Source organism: Desulfoluna spongiiphila (genome assembly GCF_900101345.1).
Classification (GTDB): Bacteria; Desulfobacterota; Desulfobacteria; order Desulfobacterales; family Desulfolunaceae; genus Desulfoluna; species Desulfoluna spongiiphila.
The window spans coordinates 77,238-96,704 of the sequence record NZ_FMUX01000012.1 but is presented as its reverse complement, the minus strand read 5'-3'; the positions used below and the strand labels follow the sequence as shown (position 1 = coordinate 96,704).

The window sequence follows — 19,467 nt, the reverse complement described above, 5'->3', positions numbered from 1 at the left end:
CAAAACCATGTGTTTTCAAAAGAGGATTTGAGAGGCGAGTCTGAAAGAGGCGGGAAAAAAAATCCCCGACAGCACCGGAGCGCGTCGGGGATTTATGAAAAAAACATCAACTAGTTTTCTTCAACAGTAATCGCGTCAGATTCGCACACTTCAACGCAGCTTTCGCAGCCGAGGCACTCTTCAGCGTTAGAAGCGGCGGACTTGCCGTCCTTCATCTCAAATACCTCAGTGGGGCATACGTCTACACACTCTTCGCAACCGGTGCACTTGGCAACATCTACTTTAGGTTCGAAACCCATCTTAAAGCCTCCTTAAAAAATATTCAGTTATATTCTCACCCAAACTAAAATCAGGCTGAAAACGCCTGAGAATAATCTGTCCTGTCGAAGTCAGATCTATTCATTATATATTTTTCAGGGGCTGTCAACATGGTTTTTAAAAAAGTAGCATCCATGAAAAGCCCCCCAACCAATCACTAGCTCCGGGCAACAGAATCAACCAAGACAAACAATATATTTTCTTTTATTTTAGACGGTTGAACAGAGGACACCCCGGGAGAAACATTTGTTCCGCAAGCAAACCGGTTAAAAAGAGCATACGGGTGTTCACCTCGAGCAATACATATCCTGACCGTGACGGGCCCACCACCTGCGTCGGCCCCTTTTTTCAAGGACGCCCCGGAGGCATCACCGGCAAGCAAAGCCGCCAGGAGAACGCTGTCCAGGCGTTCGCCGCCAAACACCCCGAGCTCTTCAAGGGAGGCGCAGCCATGCTCTTCCACAAGCTCAAGGGCCTCCCGGCTCGTGGTAACAAAGAGACGATCCGGGCAGATGTCACCCTCCCCTGTGAACAGGGTCGCCCAGGCAGACAGGCGCCTCATCATTTTCACCTCGCCGGAAGCCTCGTCAGGGGCCGGCATCTCGGGCACCTCCATGGCCTCCCCTTTCAGGGTGTCCAGAATCGACTGCTGCATGGCGTCAATCCGTGCCAGGTCACGGTCAAGGTCCCGGTTTCTCAGGTCGTATTCGGCGGCCAGACTGAGAAGGGCCCGGGCCGTCGTGGCGGCATCGGTGCCCTCGTCCCGCACCGGATCTCCTTTCACCTGGCGCTGAAGCTCGCTTTTGATCTGGGTGGTCAGCATCTCGTCCACCGGATCCACCCGTTGCCCCAGGCCCCGGGCGTAGGTGGCCGCATCCTCCCCGTGGATCCCGCTGAAGCGCCGCCAGTCGGCCAGAAGGGCACTTAAACGCGCCTCCTCTTCAGATGACGGCCCAAGGGCCGTCACCCCTTCGGGCACGGGATCGTGGCTGGAGGCCTTGGTCACGACCACGTCTTCAAACAGGTGCGTCAGCACATCGGCAACGGCATCGCTCATATGGGTATGGGGAAAGTATCGTACACGCATCATTCTGGTTGCTCCCTTGTCCTGTATTTAAAGGTGTGCGCAAGAGTGTCTTCGGGCCGTGTTCAGGCGTTCCCTGCGGCACGGGCATCACGGACGGTGACGCCCATGGCCTCCAGCCGCTCGCGCAGGGCATCGGCCCGTTCCCACGCACCGTTTTCCCTGGCCTCGGACCGCTCGGCCAGAAGGGACGCCACCTCGTCACGGCACGCCCCCTTGCCTTCGGCAAAATCAAAGACCCCGAGGACCTGATCCACATCCCGGAATATCTTAAGGAGCTCCTTGGCGCCGTCCGCATCGATCCACCCCTCCCCCAGCAACGCGTTGATCCGCCGGATGGCCCGGAAGATCACCGCCAGGGTACGCGAGACATTGAGGTCGTCATCCATGGCGTCGATAAGGCCCCGCCGAATGTCGTAGACCACCTGGTCCAGATCGGTGAAGGGGCGCCCCGACTCCCGGTTCATCAAGGCCTTGATGCAGGCATCGATCTTGGCAAGGGCCTTGGCCGCCTCTTCCAGACGGTCAGAAGAAAAATGCAGGGGCTTTCGGTAGTGGCCGGAGAGAAGCCAGTATCGCAGAACCCGTCCGTCAAAGCCCAGATCCCGGATCTCCTCCAAGGTCATCCGGGAGCCGCTGCCCTCTATCTTCCGGCCGTGGACCAGAACCCGGTCGCAGTGGAGCCAGAACCGGGCAAGGGGGTCGCCGGTAAGGGCCCGGGCAATGGCCTCTTCGTTTTCATGGTGGGGAAACAAAAGCTCCCGGCTGCTGGTGTGGATGTCAAAACCGCCCCCCAGAAACGCCATGGAGATGGCTGCGCACTGCACATGCAGCGAGGGACGCACCCGCCCCCACCGCGTGGCGATGCTCACGCCCATCTCCCGCTCCCGGCCCCGGGTGCGTTTAAAAAGGGTAAAATCCCGGGGGTTTTCTTTTTCATATTCATCAAGGTCCACGGTGGCGCCCAGGCGAATTTTCTCCAAGTCCACCCCGGACATCCGCCCGTAGGATTCCACCTGGGAAATGTCAAAATAGACAGACCGGAGTTTCTCGTAGGCCACGCCCTTTTTAAGGAGCTCTTCGGTGACATCCACCATCTTGTCCACATGATCGCTCACCTTGGGGCAGGCCTCAGGGGCCTTGATGGTCAGGGCGGCCAGGTCTTTGTGGAACAGATCGATCCAGTACCGGGTGAACTCGGCCAGGGGCACCCCTTTTTCTGCGGCTCCGGCGATGGTCTTGTCGTCAAGATCGGTGATGTTGATGACGTGACGCACAGAAAACCCCCGGTAACTCAGGTAACGGCTGAGAAGATCCGAAAAAAGGAACCGTCGCATGAGGGAAAGATCCATGCGCTGATGGACCGTGGGGCCGCAGGAGTAGAGGGTCACCACCCCGGGATCCCTGGGGGCAAACACCTCCCGGCGTCCGGTACGCGTGTTGTAGAGCATGGGCCCGGGTTTGTCCTTCACCGAAAAAAGATGGGTGGAGAGATAGCGCTCCCCCCCGTCGGGCAGGACCACCACCACGGTGCCCGATTCCATGGACTCGGCTTCCTTCACGGCGGCCACCATGGCCGCCCCGCTGCTCATGCCCACAAAAAGGCCCTCTTCCGCGGCGAGCCTGCGGGTCATCTCAAAGGCCTCGTCGTCTTCGACGTTGACCTTGGCGTCCAGGCGACGGCGTTCATAAATCGGAGGCTCGTTGGCCTCCTTCATATTCTTGAGGCCCTGGATGCCATGGCCGAGGTAGGGCTCAACCCCCACGATACGAATCCCGTCCCGGTACTCTTTCATGCGCCGGGAGAGCCCCATGAGGGTCCCGGTGGTGCCCATGGAGGCCACCACGCAGTCCACCAGGCCGTCACACTGCGCCCAGATCTCGGGGCCGGTCCCATGGTAATGGGCCATCCAGTTGGCAGGGGAGCTGTACTGGTTGCTGCGGTAATAGGCCTCCGGGTGTTCAGCCACCAGCCGGGTGACCTCATCAATGGCCCCGTCCGTACCCAGATGGCCCGGGGTCAAGACGATCTCGGCCCCGCGTGCCCTCAGGATCTTCTGGCGCTCTTCGCTCACCGCTTCGCTCATGGCAAGCTTCAACCGATACCCCTTCACCGAGCAAACCATGGCCAAACCGATGCCGGTGTTGCCGCTGGTGGCTTCGATGACCGTTTTATCCGGGGTCAGTTCCCCGGTCTTCTCCCCATACTCGATCATGGACAGGGCGGCGCGGTCCTTGATTGAACCGCCGGGGTTGACATACTCGAGCTTGGCAAGGATGCGCACACGGGGGTTGGGGTTCAGTCGCGTCACCTCCACAAGGGGGGTGTTGCCGATGGCGTCCAGTATCGTATGGGTTGTCATGGTCTCAGCTCTTTTCATCCCTTGTTCCGGGCCAGGCGATCGTCAATGGCCCGCGTAATGGCGTCGGTCACCTCATCGGGGGAGACGGTGGCATCAATAACCACAAACCGCTCGGGCTCCCGGTGGGCCAGGGCCAGGTAGCCTGCCCTAACCTTCTCGTGAAAAGCCAGGGCCTCCTGCTCGAATCGGGACTCGTCAACGGTGCGGTCCCCGGACTCAATGGCGGAGATGGCCCGCCCCAGACCCACCTCGGGGGGCAGATCCAGGAGCAGGGTCAAGTCGGGCCGCAGCCCTTTGAGCACCATGGTATGGATCTTTTCAATCACCTCAAGGTCCAGGCCCCGGGCATACCCCTGGTAGGCGGTGGTGGCATCGAAAAACCGATCACTCACCACCACGTCCCCTGCCGACAGATGGGGAAGGACCCGCTCACCCAGGTGCTGGGCGCGGTCGGCAGCATAAAGAAAAAGCTCCGCAAGGGACGTGAGTTCACTGTTCTCCGGGTCGAGGAGAATCGCCCGGATCTTCTTCCCGATGGACGTGTCTCCGGGTTCCCGGGTGGTAACACACCGGCGCCCTTTTTTTTCAAGGTGGGCCGTAATCCGTTTTATCTGAGTGCTCTTTCCCGAGCCTTCAATCCCTTCAAGGGTAATCAGCATAGTCGTTCCTCAACTCGTTTCCGATGGCTTCGTTTCCACGCAACTGGGCATGTATCGTCCCGGCCCCGAGCCATGTTCAGCTTGACTTTTCAGGGCATTCGGGGTTTATAACTCGGGTGGCTTCGCAAAGCCCCCTGCACGCCTTGGCGCGGGCAGGCTCCGGACCGACACAACAGGCAACGGCATGCGCTCCCTCACGTTCTGTCTCCGGCGCCATCGCGTCTGCACCCTCTTGACCATAAAGAACGGCGCAGGGTGCGATCCGCACGGTGACTTTTTTCGATCGCATCATACGTGATGGCCCGGGAAAAATCAAAGCCACACTTGTTCTTCGACGCCTCGACGTCGACCGGTCGCCATACGCGTCAGGTCCGCCGGGGCCACCTGAGCCGCCACCGGCCGGAGACCTCAACCCAACCCCCCATCCATTGGGGTGACAGACGACACAGGCACGCTTTAACATGGTCTTTCCGCACAGATTCACATGGTTTCTCCTGCTAAGCATCCTTCTCTTCACGGTTACACCCGCCTCTGCCGCCCCGACATCGGGCCAATCCCCGGTGAACATCACCGCAGACAGCCTGGCCCATGACGCAGCCAAAGGGGTTTATATCGCCGAAGGCAACGTCCTGGTCACCGACGGTGCCGTCACCCTGGTCGCAGATCACGTGACCTACCATATCCAGGACGGCACCGCAGAGGCCGAAGGCAACGTACGTCTCACCTCCGAAGAAGACGTGGTCACCGCCGACACCGTCACCTACGCCATGGAGAGCAAGGAAGGCACCATCACCAACGGCACCGTCTTCATCAAGAGCCGAAACCTGTGGATCCGGGGTGAAACCCTTGAAAAACGCGGGGAGAACCGGTACACGGCCGAACGAGTCACCGTCACCACCTGTGACGGGGAAAACCCGGACTGGGCCATCACCGGGCGCAAGTTCGACATCACCGTGGAAGGCTACGGCACGGCCCATCACGTGATGCTGAAAACCGCCGGTGTCCCGGTGGTCTACACCCCCTTTCTCCTGTTCCCCGTCAAGATCAAGCGGCAGACAGGCCTATTGGCCCCCCTGGTGGGGTACTCCTCCCGCAAGGGACTTGACATCATCCAGCCCCTGTTCGTTACCCTGGGCGACAGCATGGACGCCACCGTCTACGCCAACCACATGACCGAGCGGGGCACCCGCGGGGGCGTCGAATTCCGGTACATGGCAAGCGCCCTGTCCAAGGGCATCTTTTCCGCCGAGGGCCTCAACGACCGCAAGATCGACGACGGCACCAGCGAGAACTCCGACTACGGCTACGACGGCTCCCCGGACCGCACCAACACGGACCGGTACTGGTTCCGCGGCAAAGCCGACCAGGAACTCCCCGGGGGCTTCAAGGCCAAGCTCGACCTGGACTGGGTCAGCGACCAGGATTACCTGCGGGAGTTCAAAGACGGCCCCGGGGGCTTTGACGCCACCCAGGACGACATGGAAGAGTACATGGGCCGCACCATCGAAGACCACACCGACACGGTAAGGACCAACAAACTCTCCGTGTCCAAGACCACCAACGCGTTTACCGCCAGCCTTTCGGGCATCTGGAACGATGACGTCGTGGCCCGCTCCCAGGACACGGAGGATTCCACCCTCCAGCAGCTCCCCTCCCTCACCGTGAGCCAGTCCCGAAGCGCCCTGGGCACCTCGCCCTTTCAGATGTCCATGACAGGCGGGGCCACCAGCTTTTACCGCCAGGACCTCACCAGCTCCCTCTACGACGGGGAGCGCACCTACATCCTGCCCAAAGTCTACATGCCCTTTAAGGTCGGCGCCTTCTCCGTGGACCCCAGCGCAGGCGTCCGCGGCCTCTGGTGGGACATCGACACCGAGGACTCAGCCAGCGCGTTTTCCGGCACCCACTCCACCGCTGTCCCCGAGTTCACCACGGACATCTCCACGGAGTTTTACAAGATCTTCAACACGGACGCCGACTGGGCCGACAAGGCCCGTCACCGCCTCAAGCCGACCCTGACCTACGACTGGCAGGAACGCCTGGACGACACCGAGTACCCCACCTTCGACACCGTGGACGAGCTGGACGGCAAAAACCAGATCACCCTGAAACTGGACTCGATCCTGACCTCAAAGAAAAACGGGGAGAGCCTCCCCGTCTACCGCGACCTCCTCACCGCGACCATCTCCCAGACCTGGGACATTCAGGAGGACCGGGAAACAGACCCGTCCCAGTGGCGCAACGGCCTCACCAAGGAGCCGTTCAGGCCCTTTTACGCAGAGCTTATCTTCAACCCTGTCATGAACCTCTATTTCAAATTTGACGGCACCTGGAGCTGGTACGAGTCCGAAATGCTCACCCAGAACAGCGCCCTGATCCTGGGAACGGAAGAGACCAAGCTCTTCAGCATCAGCCACCGAAAGAAACGGGACCCCCTGGAGAGCATCCACGAGAGCCTCGGCATCCCCGCATCGTCAAGTTACGAGTCCACGGACAGCCTTGTGGCCAGATTGAAGATGGACATCTTCGACCGCATCACCCTTGACTGCGACTACGAACGGGACCTTGAGGAGAGCGAAGACATCAAGAAATCAGTCGGCCTCACCTACACCTCCTCATGCTGGGCCCTGTTCACCCGGTATGAAGACTCCACCGACGACACAAAAATCGTCTTCGGCGTCGAGCTTACGGGCTTAGGCGGGTTTGACAGCAGCTACGATGCCAATTAAGCGGTACCAAACACTGTGTTCTGGCCGCCCGGGACTCCGGGGGCCAGGCACACCAAACCATGACACCCTTTTGAGGATCTTCCCATGACGATTATCACCCCGACGGAAGAGATGTGGTACGCCCTTCACACGCGGAGTCGTTTTGAAAATGTGGTTTTCGACAACCTGACCAAAAAATCCTTTGAGACCTTCCTTCCCAAAATGAAAAAGCCGAGCAAGAGAAAGGACCGCCGCGTGGTTCTCGATGTCCCCCTCTTTCCCGGTTACGTCTTTGTCAAGGCAGGGCTCACCCCTGAAAATCATCTTTCCATCCTCAAGACCCTGGGCGTGGTCCGTGTCCTGGGCAGCACCCGGGGACCGGTACCCATCCCGGAGGACTCCCTCTCTTCCCTTCAGATCATGGTCTCCGCAGGAGAAGAGATCTTCACCTCCGCAGCCTTCCTGGAAGGGGAGGCGGTCATCGTCACCCGGGGGCCCTTTGAGGGAATCACCGGCATCTTTGCCAAGCACCTCGGCCAGGGCCGCGTCATCGTCAACATCGATATCCTGGGCCAGTCCGCAGCGGTCCACGTCGCCGATACGGACATCGAGCGCGTCCCGTAAATCCGGGGCATCGCACCCTGCGACCGCCCCGGCTCCGTCCCCCGGGGCCCCCTGAAAACCCGGCGATTTCACTTTTTTCCACAAACCGCTCAAAACTTCTCCATAACCCCTTGACTTGCTATGGATTTACGTTTATTTAAGAGCGATGCAACGCCTGCGTGGCGTCAAGATTGAAAGATAAGTCTTAGTATTCTAAGGAGGATGTATGAATAAACTGGAGCTGATCTCCACACTGAAAAACGAAGCCAATATCTCCAAAGCGGAAGCTGCGGAGGTTGTTCAGATCTTTTTCGATTCAATGACCGATGCCCTGACCCGGGGAGACCGCGTAGAAATCCGCGGCCTCTGTTCATTTTACGTCAAAGAGTACAAGAGCTACACCGGCCGCAACCCGAAAACCGGTGACAAAGTTCTCATCAGCCCCAAGAAGCTGCCGTTCTTCAAGTGTGGCAAGGAGCTCAAGGAACGCGTGGACTACTAACGCCTCCTTTTTCCGGGTATGGCACCGCCCGCCGATAACGGCTCGGCGGTGTCCCCGACATCCGTCGGGACTGTCAAGGCACTGCCGGGACGGCAAGCACAGGCAACCGCCTCAAAGCCGTCCCGAGTCACGTGCTTTTTTTTTGGCTAAAAAGACGCCCCACCCGGACACCCCGCGTCATCATCCACACAGGTGGCACAATTCTATGCTTGAACACTTTCGAGAACAGGAGCAGCCCCTTTCCAGCCTCCTGTCCATGACACAACACGAGACCCTTCCCCACGCCCTGCTCTTCTCCGGCCCGGCCGGAACCGGCAAAGCCGAAGCGGCGCTCACCCTGGCCCAAAGCCTCAACTGCCAAGGCCCCACAGCACCTTCGGAGCCGCCTGCCCACCCCTTCTTCTCCCTTCGCTGCGGCACCTGCCGAAGCTGCCGGAAAATTGAAGCCGGAATCCACCCGGATATCCGGGTTATCGAGCCGGACGGCGCCCATATCAAGATTGCGCAGATCCGTGATCTATGCAATACTCTGCTTGCAAAACCCCTGGAGGCAACCCATCGGGTCATTGTCATCCGGGAAGCGGGCCGCATGAACCGCGAAGCGGCCAACGCGCTTTTAAAGGTACTGGAAGAGCCCCCGGCCGGGACGTTTTTTGTCCTGACCACCTGCCAGCCTTCGGAGCTTTTGCCCACGGTCCTGTCTCGCTGCCAGCTCATCGCCTTTCGGCCCCTTGAACAAGAGACCGTGGTGCGCTGCCTCATGGCAGAAAGCGACCTGCCGCACCAGCAGGCCGAAACGGTGGCGGCCTTGAGCGACGGCAGCTTTGCCAGGGCCCGTGAGATGATCTCGGGCAAGGGCGGCGTGGACGCCTGGCTGGCACAGCGCAACTGGCTTTTTACGGCCCTTCCCCTGCCGGGACGAGGGGACCTGTCCCACGCCCTGGCCTTTGCCGAGGTCCTGGGTCGGGATAAGGAGAAGGCCATCCGGTCCCTCTCCCTCATCGGGCACTACCTCCACGACCTGATGGTCTGCAGGATAGACCCTGAGCGCGTTGTAAACCGCGATCTTATGCCGCAGCTGGAAGCCGATGCGGCTCGATTTGACATGTCGCGCCTCACCGCCATGGCCGATACGGTTCGAGACACCCTTCAGCGCATCGAAGGCAACACCGTGTTGCGGCACACCCTGGAAGTGATGGCGTTAAAGCTGATGCAGAGCTGACCATTCCCGGTTTCCCTTTGTCGTGCCCCTTTGACGCGGCAGGCCTGAAAAGCCTTCTTACGCCGTGCAAAAGGGGCATACGTGCTTTTCGCATACAGATGCGACGAGCAGCCCTTTTTCACCCAAGCAGTGTGGCACAGACCTATGGAAAAAGTAGTCGGCATTCGGTTCAAACCCGCCGGAAAAATATACGATTTCAACAGCGGTCCCTATGTCCTCAACGTGGGCGACAAGGTGATCGTCACCACCGAGCAGGGCCTCGGCTTAGGGGTGGTGGCCACCCCGCCGGAACCCCTCGAAAAAAAAGAGACCGGCAGCCCGCTAAAAAAGGTGTTTCGCCTGGCAACGGAGGAGGACGTCCGGCAACGGGAAAAGAACATTCTCCTGGAAACCGAGGCCCACGATTTCTGCCAGCAGCAGGTGGATAAACTCGGCCTGGAGATGAACCTTTTTGCCGTGGAAAGCACCTTTGACGCCAGCAAGCTCACCTTTTTCTTCACGGCCGACGGCCGCGTGGACTTCCGTGAGCTGGTCAAGATCCTTGTCCGCCAGTTCCGCCTGCGCATCGAAATGCGGCAGGTGGGCATCCGAAACCAGGCCAAAATGTGTGGCGGCCTGGGGCGATGCGGCCGTGAGATCTGCTGCTCGTCCTTCATCGAAAAATTCGAGCCTGTCTCCATCAAGATGGCCAAGGAACAGGGGTTGTCCCTCAACCCCACCAAAATATCCGGTCTCTGCGGGCGGCTCATGTGCTGCCTGACCTTTGAAGACGCCACCTACAAAAAGCTTAAAGAACGCTATCCCAAGGTGGGTAAATTCGTCACAACGGACAAGGGCCGAGGCAAGGTGATTCGTCACAATGTCATCTGCAACCGTCTCACCGTGCGGCTTGATGAGGGCGGCGAGTACGAAGCCGACCTGGACAACGTCAAACTGGATAAGCCCAAAGGATAATAAGCCTGACCCGTCAAGGGCCCCTTTAATGCCCCCGGCCGGACCGTTTTCGGTCCCGGCAGGGGCTGTGGCCCCCTTGCGAAGCCGGAATTGGCGACCACCGGCCGTCGTTCCATGGGCACGACCCTGAACAGAACCAACTTAGAGATGAGATCCATGAACCAGACCGATCCTTTTTATATCACCACGCCCATCTACTACGTCAACGCCAAGCCCCACCTGGGTCATGCCTACACCACCATCGCAGCCGACGTGGTGAGCCGGTTCCACAAAATGCTCGGCGCCGAGACCTTTTTCCTCACCGGCACCGACGAGCACGGGGACAAGATTGCCGAAGCCGCCGAGGCCAACGGGTGCAGTCCCAAAGAGTACGCCGATGAAATCAGCGCCCTCTTCAAGAACCTCTGGCCGAAACTCTCCGTTGAAAACGACCACTTTATCCGCACCACCGATGAGAGCCACAAAAAGGTGGTGGCCGACATGCTCCAGAAGATCTACGACAACGGGGACATTTACTTTTCGGAGTATGAGGGTCTCTACTGCGTGGGATGCGAGCGTTTCTATCTGGAGCGCGAGCTGGTGGACGGAAAATGCCCGGACCACAAAAAAGAGCCCAAACGCATCAAGGAGTCCAACTACTTCTTCCGCATGGGCAAGTACCAGCAGTGGCTCATCGATTACATCGAGGCCAACCCCGACTTCATCCGGCCCAAGCAGTACCGCAACGAGGTGCTCTCCTTTTTAAAGGAGCCCCTGGAAGATCTTTGTATCTCCCGGCCCAAGACGCGCCTCACCTGGGGTATCACCCTCCCCTTTGACGAGGACTACGTCACCTATGTCTGGTTCGACGCCCTCCTCAACTACGTCTCGGCCCTGGGCTACCCCGACGACGACAAGTTCGCCACCTTCTGGCCCAAGGTGCAGCACATCGTGGCCAAGGACATCCTCAAGACCCATGCCATCTACTGGCCCACCATGCTCAAGGCTGCAGGCCTCGCCCCCTTCAACACCCTGAACGTCCACGGGTTCTGGAACATGGGCGACGCCAAGATGTCCAAAAGCCTCGGCAACGTGGCAAGCCCCGACTACCTGCTGGAGACCTACGGGGTGGACGCTTACCGGTTCTTCCTCATGCGGGACATGGCCTTCGGCCACGACTCCAACTTCTCGGAAGAGGCCATCGTCAAGCGCATCAACTACGACCTGGCCAACGACCTGGGGAACCTCTTCTCCCGCGTGGTTGCCATGAGCTTCAAGTACTTCGGCGGGGTGGTCCCCGAGCCCGATGCCGCCCTCATGGGAGAGATCTCCCTGGCCGAGGACGCTGCAGCGGCCATAGAAGCCTTCCGCACCGAGATGCCTCTTTTTGCCTTTGACCGGGCCCTGAAAGGGATCTGGGGCTTTATCAGCCGCATGAACAAATACGTGGACGAGACCGCCCCCTGGGACCTGGCCAAGGACGAAGCCCAGGCCCCGCGCCTGAAAACGGTGATGTACAACCTGCTGGAAGGCCTCCGCGTGGTGGCGGGCCTCATCGCTCCGGTCATGCCGGGCACAGCTAAAACCATGCTGGAACACCTGGGCGCCGGGGACACCCCCATGGCCCTCTCCTCCTTTGAGACCTGGGGCACCCTCCCCTCGGGTGGAGCCATCACCAAGGTCAAGGCCCTGTTCCCCCGCATTGACCTCAAGGCCTTTGAGAAGGCCCAGGAAAAACCCGCTCCGGCCAAAAAGGCCCTGGCAACACCCTTGAAGCCCGAGATCAGCTACGACGATTTCCAGAACCTTGACCTGCGCGTGGGCACGGTCCTTGATGCGGAGCCCATCCCCAAGGCCAACAAGCTCCTCAAGGTCACCGTGGACTTGGGAGAAGGCACCCCCCGGACCATCGTGGCCGGCATCGCCAAAAGCTACGCCCCGGAAGAACTCAAGGGCACCCAGGTGGTGGTGGTGGCCAACCTCGCCCCGGCCACCCTCATGGGGGTGGAGTCCCAGGGCATGCTCCTTGCCGCCACAAAGCGCAAAAACTTTTCCCTTGCCACCTTTGCCGTGGAGGGGATGAAACCGGGCACACCCGTTAAGTAGCCATTCAGCCCTGTCCCCGTTGGGGGCAGGGCCCTGAATACCGTGACAGCCCGGCTTGCTGACTGCCCTACGTATTCCTTGGTTTTGGGGCGACTGTAAACACCACGACACCTCAGACGAGACCTATGCGACAGCAAAAACAGGACTGGCGAGCTTACCAGCAGAGCCTGAAGCAACGCCAAAAAATCATAGCCCGATCCCACACCTTGAAAAAGGGCGTGCTGCGCGGCCTGGCCGGAGGGGTCCTGGCAGCCCTTGTCATCGCCCTTGCGGTGACCTTTGCCCCTCGCATCAAGGCGGCTTTTGATGCGCCACCGGCCCCTTCCCGGCAGGAAAACCCCAATCGCCTCACCCAGGACAGCCTTCGCGGCCTCCTCGATCCCCGCACCCTGGCCCACCTGGATCATAAAAAACTTCAGGTCACCCAGGGGGACAAGGAGCTGACCCTCACCACAACCCTCGATCTGGAACTCCAGGCCCTTCTCATCAACGAGTTCAAACGCAACATCGCCAGAAAACGCGGCACGCCGCGGTATGTGGCGGCTGTGGCCGTGGACCCCGCCACCGGGAGAATCCTCTCCATGGCCGGATTCAGCAAGGAAGAGGACGCAGAAAACCCGAGCCTTGAGGCCGCCTACCCAGCCGCCAGCATTTTTAAAATCATCACGGCCTCGGCTGCCACTGAAAAATTGGGGCTGACCCCCCGGAGCACCCTCTCCTTCAACGGCGGCAAGTACACCCTGTACAAACGGCAGCTCAACGAGAAGAAGAACAAGTACACCAACACCATCTCCTTCCGGGACTCCTTTGCCCAGTCCGTGAACCCGGTCTTCGGCAAGCTGGGTGCCCTCAAACTTAAAAAGGAGAATCTGTCGGGCTACGCCGAACGGTTCCTCTTCAACCAGGAAATCGCCTTTGATCTGCCGGTGGAAAAAAGCACCCTCGCCATCGGTGAAGACCCCTACCAATGGGCAGAGGTGGCCTGCGGGTTCAACCGGATCACCCGTATCTCCCCCCTCCACGGCGCCCTCATCGGCGCCACCGCCGTCACCGGCGGAAACATCCCCGCCCCGTACCTTGTCGACTCGGTGGTGACAGCCGGTGGCCAAGAGCTCACCGTTCCCCGCCCGCCCAGCCTGGGGCAGGCCGTACCCCAGAAGGTCTCCTCCACCCTCAATGAGCTCATGCAACGCACCATCCGGTCCGGAACCGCCCGCAAAAGCTTTGCCGGGTACCGCAGGGACCCCGTCTTGAAAAACCTCACCCTGGGCGGAAAAACCGGGTCCATCTCCAACAAAGCCCGCGACGTTCGGGTGGATTGGTTCGTGGGATTTGCCAAGGAGAACAAAACCGGCCGCTCCATGGCCATTGCCGTGGTGGTGGGCCACCAGGCGTACATCGGCACCCGGGCAAGCGCCTATGCGAGAAAAGCCATCACCTGCTACTTCAGCCACCCCCCTGAATCACCCCGGCCCCACATCGCCGATACCCAACAGGCGAAAACACCCAACGACTCCTGACACGACCGGGTCCCGTTTTTTTGGGGGACCTCGGCCTGCAAGCTGTGGTATAACTCAAAAGTTAGCCCGGTCATGGCCAACGGGCCATCCCGGGTACCGAAAAAGAGGTTCTCGTTTGCGGGGGCCCACTGAAAAACAGTCCCCCTGCCATGCTCAGCCCAGGTGCGGAAGGTGCCGAACCATCCCACGGCTGCTGTCTCCATGGCAAGGGCACCCGGCCCATTGACATCGCCAACCCACGTAAACGACGCGTTCCGTAAGGACAACCGCCGCGGAGCCCACCCCGATACCGTGAAGCACTCATATTTACAAGACGCGCCCGGTTCCCCTCGGCGCCCGGATAACCCATTGGAGAATCTCACCATGAAAAGGACGTTTGCAACACCCTGGACCACGCTGCGCTCACTTCTCAACGCCCCCATCTGTTTCGGCAGGCGCCCCCAGGAGCACACCGGACATGCCTGGGTTCTCTTTCCCTATGCCCCCACCACCCTTCACTGCGGCCTTGCAGGCCTTGTCTCCTTTGAACGAGGGCCCTCGGACGCGCCCATGCCCTCCCTTCAAGACGCCGTAGCCGCCCTGTCCGGGCAGGGGCTCGCCGCTGTCATCGAGGCCAAGGGAGAGCTCACCACCGACTACCTCGGCGGCCGCCAGCAGGTGGCCGAGCTCTACCGTGAGGCCTGCCGGTTCAAAGAGGACCACCTTTTTTCCCAGCTTCTCCGGGACCAGGACCACCTTGAGGCCCTCACCCGTACCGCCGCATCGATCCGCGAACTCCTCGGCCGGGAAGAGGCGGCCTTTGCCGACCAGGCGGGGTTTCTCTCCCCTGCCGACACCGACGCCGTGTCAGAGGCCCTGGAAAGCCTCCGGGACATATCCTGGTCCCTCACCGAAGAGACCCTGACCAATGTCCGAAGCGTCCGGGACCTGGCAGGGGCCGAGCTCATCCAGTCCGGCAACGGCTGGGTCGTCCCCTACAAGAAAATCAACACCACCTTAAACGCCATCAACCGCCTCGAAGTCCGGGGACGGGACTCCGCCGGCATCTCCGTGATGTTCACCTTTCCTGAGGGGACCTGGACCAAGCTGAAGGCCTTCCTTCAGGCCGAAGGGCTTGAAGAGACCTTGAATGAGCGGTCCACAGGAGACACCCTCCTTAACAACACCGTTGCCGTGGAAGAGGGCGGGGCCACCACCTCCATCGCGTTTGTCTACAAACGGGCCGCAGAGATCGGCAGCCTGGGCGACAACGTCGATTTTCTCCGGCGACAGATCAGGAACGACCTGCTGCTGAAAGTCGCGGCCACCTTCAGGCGCAGCGATTTTACCGTCTCCTCCCATACGCGCTGGGCCTCGGTGGGGGCCATCACCGACGCCAACTGCCACCCGGTGGACAACCAGAACACCGACGGGCGCATCCCCCGCTCGGGCATCATCCACGTCAGCCTGAACGGGGACATCGACAACCACGTCTCCCTCAAGGGGGAGTACGAAGACCGGTTCGATACCCTCCAGAAAGAGATCACCACGGACACCAAGGTCATCCCCATGCAGGTGGAGGTCTACCTCAAGGCGGGCCATGACATCGAAGAGGCCTTTCGCCTTGCCGTCAATGACTTTCAAGGGTCCCACGCCATCACCATGCAGACCGACCTGGCCCCGGGCAAACTCTTTCTTGCCCAGAAGGGCAGCGGCCAGGCCCTTTTCGTGGGCATTGCCGAGGACCACTACATCGCCGTCTCCGAGGTGTACGGCTTTGTGGAGGAGACCTCCCGCTACATCAAGCTCAACGGAGAAAAGACCATCACCGGCAAAAACGGCGAGCCCGTCTCCGGACAGATCGTGATCTTAGACGGCACCAGGGCCCGCCTTGAAGGGGCCGAGGCCGGTATCCGCTCCTACCACTACGACGGCACCGAGGTCCCCGTTACCGTGGAGTCCGTCATGGAGACGGAAATCACCAGCCGGGACATCGACCGCCAGGATTTCCCCCACTATTTTCTCAAAGAGATCTCCGAGGCCCCGGCTTCCGTTGAAAAAACCATGCAGAACCGCTGGAAAATCGACGGTGACAAAGAGCTCTGCAGGACCATGCTCGGCAACCGGTCCATCCCGGATGACACCATTGCACGCATCAAAGACGGCAGCATCAAGCGCGTCTTCCTCGTGGGCCAGGGCACGGCGGGCATCGCCGCCCAGGCCATCGCCCACCTCTTCACCCACTACCTGGGAGATCCAGCCATCCAGGTCTGCCCCTTAAAGGCCTCGGAACTCTCCGGGTTCATGATGGGCGACGGCGACGGCGACACCATGGCCGATGCGCTGGTCATCGCCATCAGTCAGTCCGGCACCACCACGGACACCAACCTGGCCGTGGACATGGTCAAGGCCAAAGGGGCCGCCACCCTGGCCATCGTCAACCGCCGCGACTCGGACCTCACCTTCAAGGTGGACGGGGTGGTCTACACCAGCAGCGGCCGCGACATCGAGATGAGCGTGGCCTCCACCAAAGCCTTTTACTCCCAGATCGTGGCAGGGGCCCTCATCGGGCTTCACCTGGCCTCCGAGACAAAAAAACGCGACGCCCGTTTCATCTCGGAAGAGATCCGCGAGCTCCTGGCCCTTCCCCCCAAGATGCGAAAAGTCCTGGGTATGACCGAGGCCATCAAGGAGTCGGCCTTCACCCATGCCGTGAGCCGCACCTACTGGGCATCGGTGGGAAGCGGCGCCAACAAAGCCTCGGCAGATGAAATCCGCATCAAGCTCAGCGAACTCTGCTACAAGACCATCTCCAGCGACTTTGTGGAGGACAAAAAGCACATCGACCTCTCCTCCGAACCCCTGATCATCGTCTGTGCCGCCGGCACCCGGGAGAGCGTCCTGGGGGACATCATCAAGGACACGGCCATTTTCCACGCCCACAAAGCCATCCCCATCGTCATCGCCAGCGAAGGGGAGGAACGCTTCAACGACTATGCGGCAACCATCTTTCACGTGCCCCAGATCTCCGAACACCTGGCCCCTGTGCTCAACACCCTGGCCGGCCACATCTGGGGATACTATGCGGCCCTGGCCATCAACGAAGGCTCCCGGGTGATCTACGAACACCGGAAAGGGCTCCAGAAGGTCATCTCAAGCTTTGAGGCCAAGGGGATGAACCTGTATGAGATCATCCTGGAGAAGGCCTTTCGTGAAAAGGTCACCACGGTCTACAAGGAGTTCCGCACCAGCCGGCGCAAGGGAAAGCTGCCTCCCATCCTGGGGTTCAACACCGCCTCGGACATCACCCTGCTCCTGAAGTACCTGGCAGGCAAACTCCCCTCGGCGGACTTTGAGCTGGACTTCGACTGCAAGGGCACCCCGTCCAACATGCTGGACAAGCTCTTCGGCTGCTTTGCAAACGCCATCAACGCCATGGCCCGACCCGTGGATGCCATCAAGCACCAGGCCAAAACCGTCACCGTGGGCACCAGCCGCATCACCGAGACCTTCGAAGGGATCCTCTTTGACACGCTGAAACACCGGGGCGTCACCCTGCCCCAGCTCACCAGCACCAACGTCCTGGTCCTCAAGAACCTGCAAGGGGTAATCTCCGGCATCAAAGGGACCCTTCTCTACCGCATCGACGGCCTCAACCTCCTGGGAGAGGCCACCCCCGGAACCACCATCTCCCTGGTGGACAAGGACGGGATCTTTGCCAACACCACCTCCCGGGTGGAGAGCGACCCGCGGCTCAAGGGCACCAAAAGCATCATCGTGCGCGAAGGCAACGTCTTCATCGGCAAAGGGAACAAAGACGACAAGAACACCCTTATCATTCCGGTGCTCGCCAAAAATGCCAACGTCATCGAGTTCATCCTCTCCATCAACGTCACCTTCAAAGAGGGACGCATTCCCCTGCACAGCAAGACCAAGGCCCTGGGGGGCAAGCACGAGAGGATTCGCAACATTGTCCAGGAGCTGGGGCACACCTGGGATGATGCCTTCCTGGAGCTGGTCTCCATAGACGAGCTCTTTGGCCTCTCCGCCGAGAAAATCGGCGAAAAAATGGCGGCGTCCCTGGAGAATGCAGAATAACGCCACCGTTTTCCACCCTCTACCAAACCGGGGGATGCCCGTGACCCAGCGGCTCCCCCGGTCTTTCTTTTTCCACCCTCCCCCTTGCCTTCCATTGGCATCTTCCAGCCGTTGATGCCCCGTTGACACATTCCTTCCTTTTTTTTTGACTTTTTACTCCAGTTCTTTTACCCAATTGTCGATTCGTCTAATGAGAGGAATAATGCATTCGCCAAAAAGTCGGCATTGACCACCCCTCAGTCAGCAAGGCTGTGTGCGCACGTGCAGCCATTTACAAAATACAGTTTGCAGATACCGATTCATCGACTTTTTGCGAGGCCACCGGGCAGTACGGACCCGACCGGCCCATGCCCGGGAGAGCACGTGAAAAAACATCTGATTTACCTGACCGCCGCCATCCTTGCCCTGGCTGTCGTCTTTGGCGGGATCACCCAGGGCAGGCCCAAGGGCCCCCACATCGGCGTCCTGCAGTGGACCGAACAGGTTCCCCCGTTTCGCCTCACCCGGGAAGGGATCCAGGCGGGGCTCACCTCCATTGGCCTTAAGGCCGGGGACAACCTGACCCTCACCATCCACAACGCTGAGCAAAGCCGGGAAATGGCCCTGTCGGCCATCCGTGAGTTCAAGCGCCAGAAGGTGGACATCCTCATCACCCTGGGGACCGGAGGCACCCTCCTTGCCATGGAGACGGCACCTGAAATCCCCATCGTCTATACCCTTGTGGCGGCCCCCAAGGAGACCGGCGTTATCCAGGGGGTTTCCTGCTCCGGCCACAACCTCACCGGCATCAGCATGCGGGTCCCCGCCCGTGCGCAGCTCCAGGCCATCGCAACCATCATGCCCGAGGTCTCACGCCTGGGAATCCTCTACTGCACCGAAACCCTGGCTGCCGAGGCCACGGCCCATGAAGCCGCAACGGCAGCAACCGCCCTGGGGTGGCAGGTGGTTGCCACCCGCATCGAGGGCAAGGCCCTGGGCACCCTGGAAGACGAGGTCGCCAGACTGGCAGGCGCCGTGGACGCCATTTACATCCCGGCCGATGCAATCCTCAATGTCCCTGCCAAGATGCGACGCATCGCCTCAGCCAGCGATGCAGCCGGAGTTCCCCTCATCGGGGTGGGCGGTGAACAGGTCAAAAAAGGGTTCACCCTCATGGCCGTTCACTGCAACTTTGCCGAAACAGGCAAGCAGGTCAAAGGCCCCGTGGAGAAAATCCTCGCAGGCATCAGCGCCGGGGCCATTCCCTCCCAAAGCCCCCAGCTCCACGAGCTCACCATCAACCTGAAGAAAGCCAGAAAACTGAACATCCCCATCCATCGCAACGCGATCCTGATGGCAGACAATATTTACGAATAAACACATCACCGGCCGT

Annotated in this window: 13 protein-coding genes; 9 read left to right on the top strand and 4 right to left on the bottom strand. The window is 60.2% G+C overall.

The features are described from left to right. Positions 1–110 precede the first annotated feature (110 nt). The 4 genes from BLQ12_RS16265 to tmk form a co-directional block, all read right to left on the bottom strand. A complete protein-coding gene (locus BLQ12_RS16265; RefSeq protein WP_092211950.1) occupies positions 111–299 on the bottom strand; it encodes an ATP-binding protein in 189 nt (62 codons plus the stop codon). A gap of 176 nt (positions 300–475) precedes the next feature. After that, positions 476–1,408, bottom strand: coding sequence for a hypothetical protein (locus BLQ12_RS16260; RefSeq protein ID WP_092211948.1), 933 nt, complete (start codon positions 1,406–1,408; stop codon positions 476–478). Between the two features lie 59 nt (positions 1,409–1,467). After that, the gene (locus BLQ12_RS16255; RefSeq protein WP_226860180.1) at positions 1,468–3,783 is read right to left on the bottom strand and encodes a cysteine synthase; all 2,316 of its coding nucleotides are present in this window, start codon (positions 3,781–3,783) and stop codon (positions 1,468–1,470) included. Continuing rightward, positions 3,780–4,424, bottom strand: coding sequence for a dTMP kinase (gene tmk, locus BLQ12_RS16250; protein WP_092211946.1), 645 nt, complete (start codon positions 4,422–4,424; stop codon positions 3,780–3,782). Before tmk ends, BLQ12_RS16255 begins: the two co-directional genes overlap by 4 nt. Positions 4,425–4,885: 461 nt before the next feature. Here tmk and BLQ12_RS16245 point away from each other — a divergent pair, with 461 nt between their 5' ends. The 9 genes from BLQ12_RS16245 (at position 4,886) to BLQ12_RS16205 (ending at position 19,451) form a co-directional block, all read left to right on the top strand. Beyond that, entirely contained in the window at positions 4,886–7,153 is a 2,268-nt protein-coding gene (locus BLQ12_RS16245) for an LPS-assembly protein LptD (protein WP_092211944.1), read from the top strand. An 84-nt stretch (positions 7,154–7,237) separates the two neighbouring features. Continuing rightward, positions 7,238–7,756 (top strand): transcription termination/antitermination protein NusG, encoded by a 519-nt coding sequence (gene nusG, locus BLQ12_RS16240; RefSeq protein ID WP_092211942.1) that lies wholly within the window; start codon positions 7,238–7,240, stop codon positions 7,754–7,756. Positions 7,757–7,961: 205 nt separating this feature from the next. Then, a complete protein-coding gene (locus BLQ12_RS16235) occupies positions 7,962–8,237 on the top strand; it encodes an HU family DNA-binding protein (RefSeq protein WP_092211940.1) in 276 nt (91 codons plus the stop codon). A gap of 205 nt (positions 8,238–8,442) precedes the next feature. Beyond that, on the top strand, positions 8,443–9,459 hold the full coding sequence (gene holB / locus BLQ12_RS16230; protein WP_092211938.1) for a DNA polymerase III subunit delta': 1,017 nt from the start codon (positions 8,443–8,445) through the stop codon (positions 9,457–9,459). Between the two features lie 144 nt (positions 9,460–9,603). Further along, positions 9,604–10,413, top strand: coding sequence for a PSP1 domain-containing protein (locus BLQ12_RS16225; protein ID WP_092211936.1), 810 nt, complete (start codon positions 9,604–9,606; stop codon positions 10,411–10,413). A 156-nt stretch (positions 10,414–10,569) separates the two neighbouring features. Further along, a complete protein-coding gene (gene metG / locus BLQ12_RS16220) occupies positions 10,570–12,498 on the top strand; it encodes a methionine--tRNA ligase (protein ID WP_092212108.1) in 1,929 nt (642 codons plus the stop codon). Between the two features lie 125 nt (positions 12,499–12,623). Continuing rightward, positions 12,624–14,018: a penicillin-binding transpeptidase domain-containing protein gene (locus BLQ12_RS16215; RefSeq protein WP_092211934.1), complete on the top strand. Its 1,395-nt coding sequence runs from the start codon at positions 12,624–12,626 to the stop codon at positions 14,016–14,018. Positions 14,019–14,381: 363 nt separating this feature from the next. Next, positions 14,382–18,095 (top strand): SIS domain-containing protein, encoded by a 3,714-nt coding sequence (locus BLQ12_RS16210; protein ID WP_092211933.1) that lies wholly within the window; start codon positions 14,382–14,384, stop codon positions 18,093–18,095. Positions 18,096–18,458: 363 nt separating this feature from the next. Further along, positions 18,459–19,451, top strand: a complete 993-nt coding sequence (locus BLQ12_RS16205; RefSeq protein WP_175469867.1) for an ABC transporter substrate-binding protein — start codon at positions 18,459–18,461, stop codon at positions 19,449–19,451. The last annotated feature ends 16 nt before the right edge of the window (positions 19,452–19,467 follow it).

Coding starts and splice junctions, on each gene's coding strand:
- BLQ12_RS16235 (WP_092211940.1), top strand. CDS start 7,962: ATGAATAAACTGGAGCTGATCTCCACACTGAAAAACGAAGCCAATATC.
- nusG (WP_092211942.1), top strand. CDS start 7,238: ATGACGATTATCACCCCGACGGAAGAGATGTGGTACGCCCTTCACACG.
- metG (WP_092212108.1), top strand. CDS start 10,570: ATGAACCAGACCGATCCTTTTTATATCACCACGCCCATCTACTACGTC.
- BLQ12_RS16215 (WP_092211934.1), top strand. CDS start 12,624: ATGCGACAGCAAAAACAGGACTGGCGAGCTTACCAGCAGAGCCTGAAG.
- holB (WP_092211938.1), top strand. CDS start 8,443: ATGCTTGAACACTTTCGAGAACAGGAGCAGCCCCTTTCCAGCCTCCTG.
- BLQ12_RS16210 (WP_092211933.1), top strand. CDS start 14,382: ATGAAAAGGACGTTTGCAACACCCTGGACCACGCTGCGCTCACTTCTC.
- BLQ12_RS16225 (WP_092211936.1), top strand. CDS start 9,604: ATGGAAAAAGTAGTCGGCATTCGGTTCAAACCCGCCGGAAAAATATAC.
- BLQ12_RS16265 (WP_092211950.1), bottom strand. CDS start 299: ATGGGTTTCGAACCTAAAGTAGATGTTGCCAAGTGCACCGGTTGCGAA.
- BLQ12_RS16245 (WP_092211944.1), top strand. CDS start 4,886: ATGGTCTTTCCGCACAGATTCACATGGTTTCTCCTGCTAAGCATCCTT.
- tmk (WP_092211946.1), bottom strand. CDS start 4,424: ATGCTGATTACCCTTGAAGGGATTGAAGGCTCGGGAAAGAGCACTCAG.
- BLQ12_RS16255 (WP_226860180.1), bottom strand. CDS start 3,783: ATGAAAAGAGCTGAGACCATGACAACCCATACGATACTGGACGCCATC.
- BLQ12_RS16260 (WP_092211948.1), bottom strand. CDS start 1,408: ATGATGCGTGTACGATACTTTCCCCATACCCATATGAGCGATGCCGTT.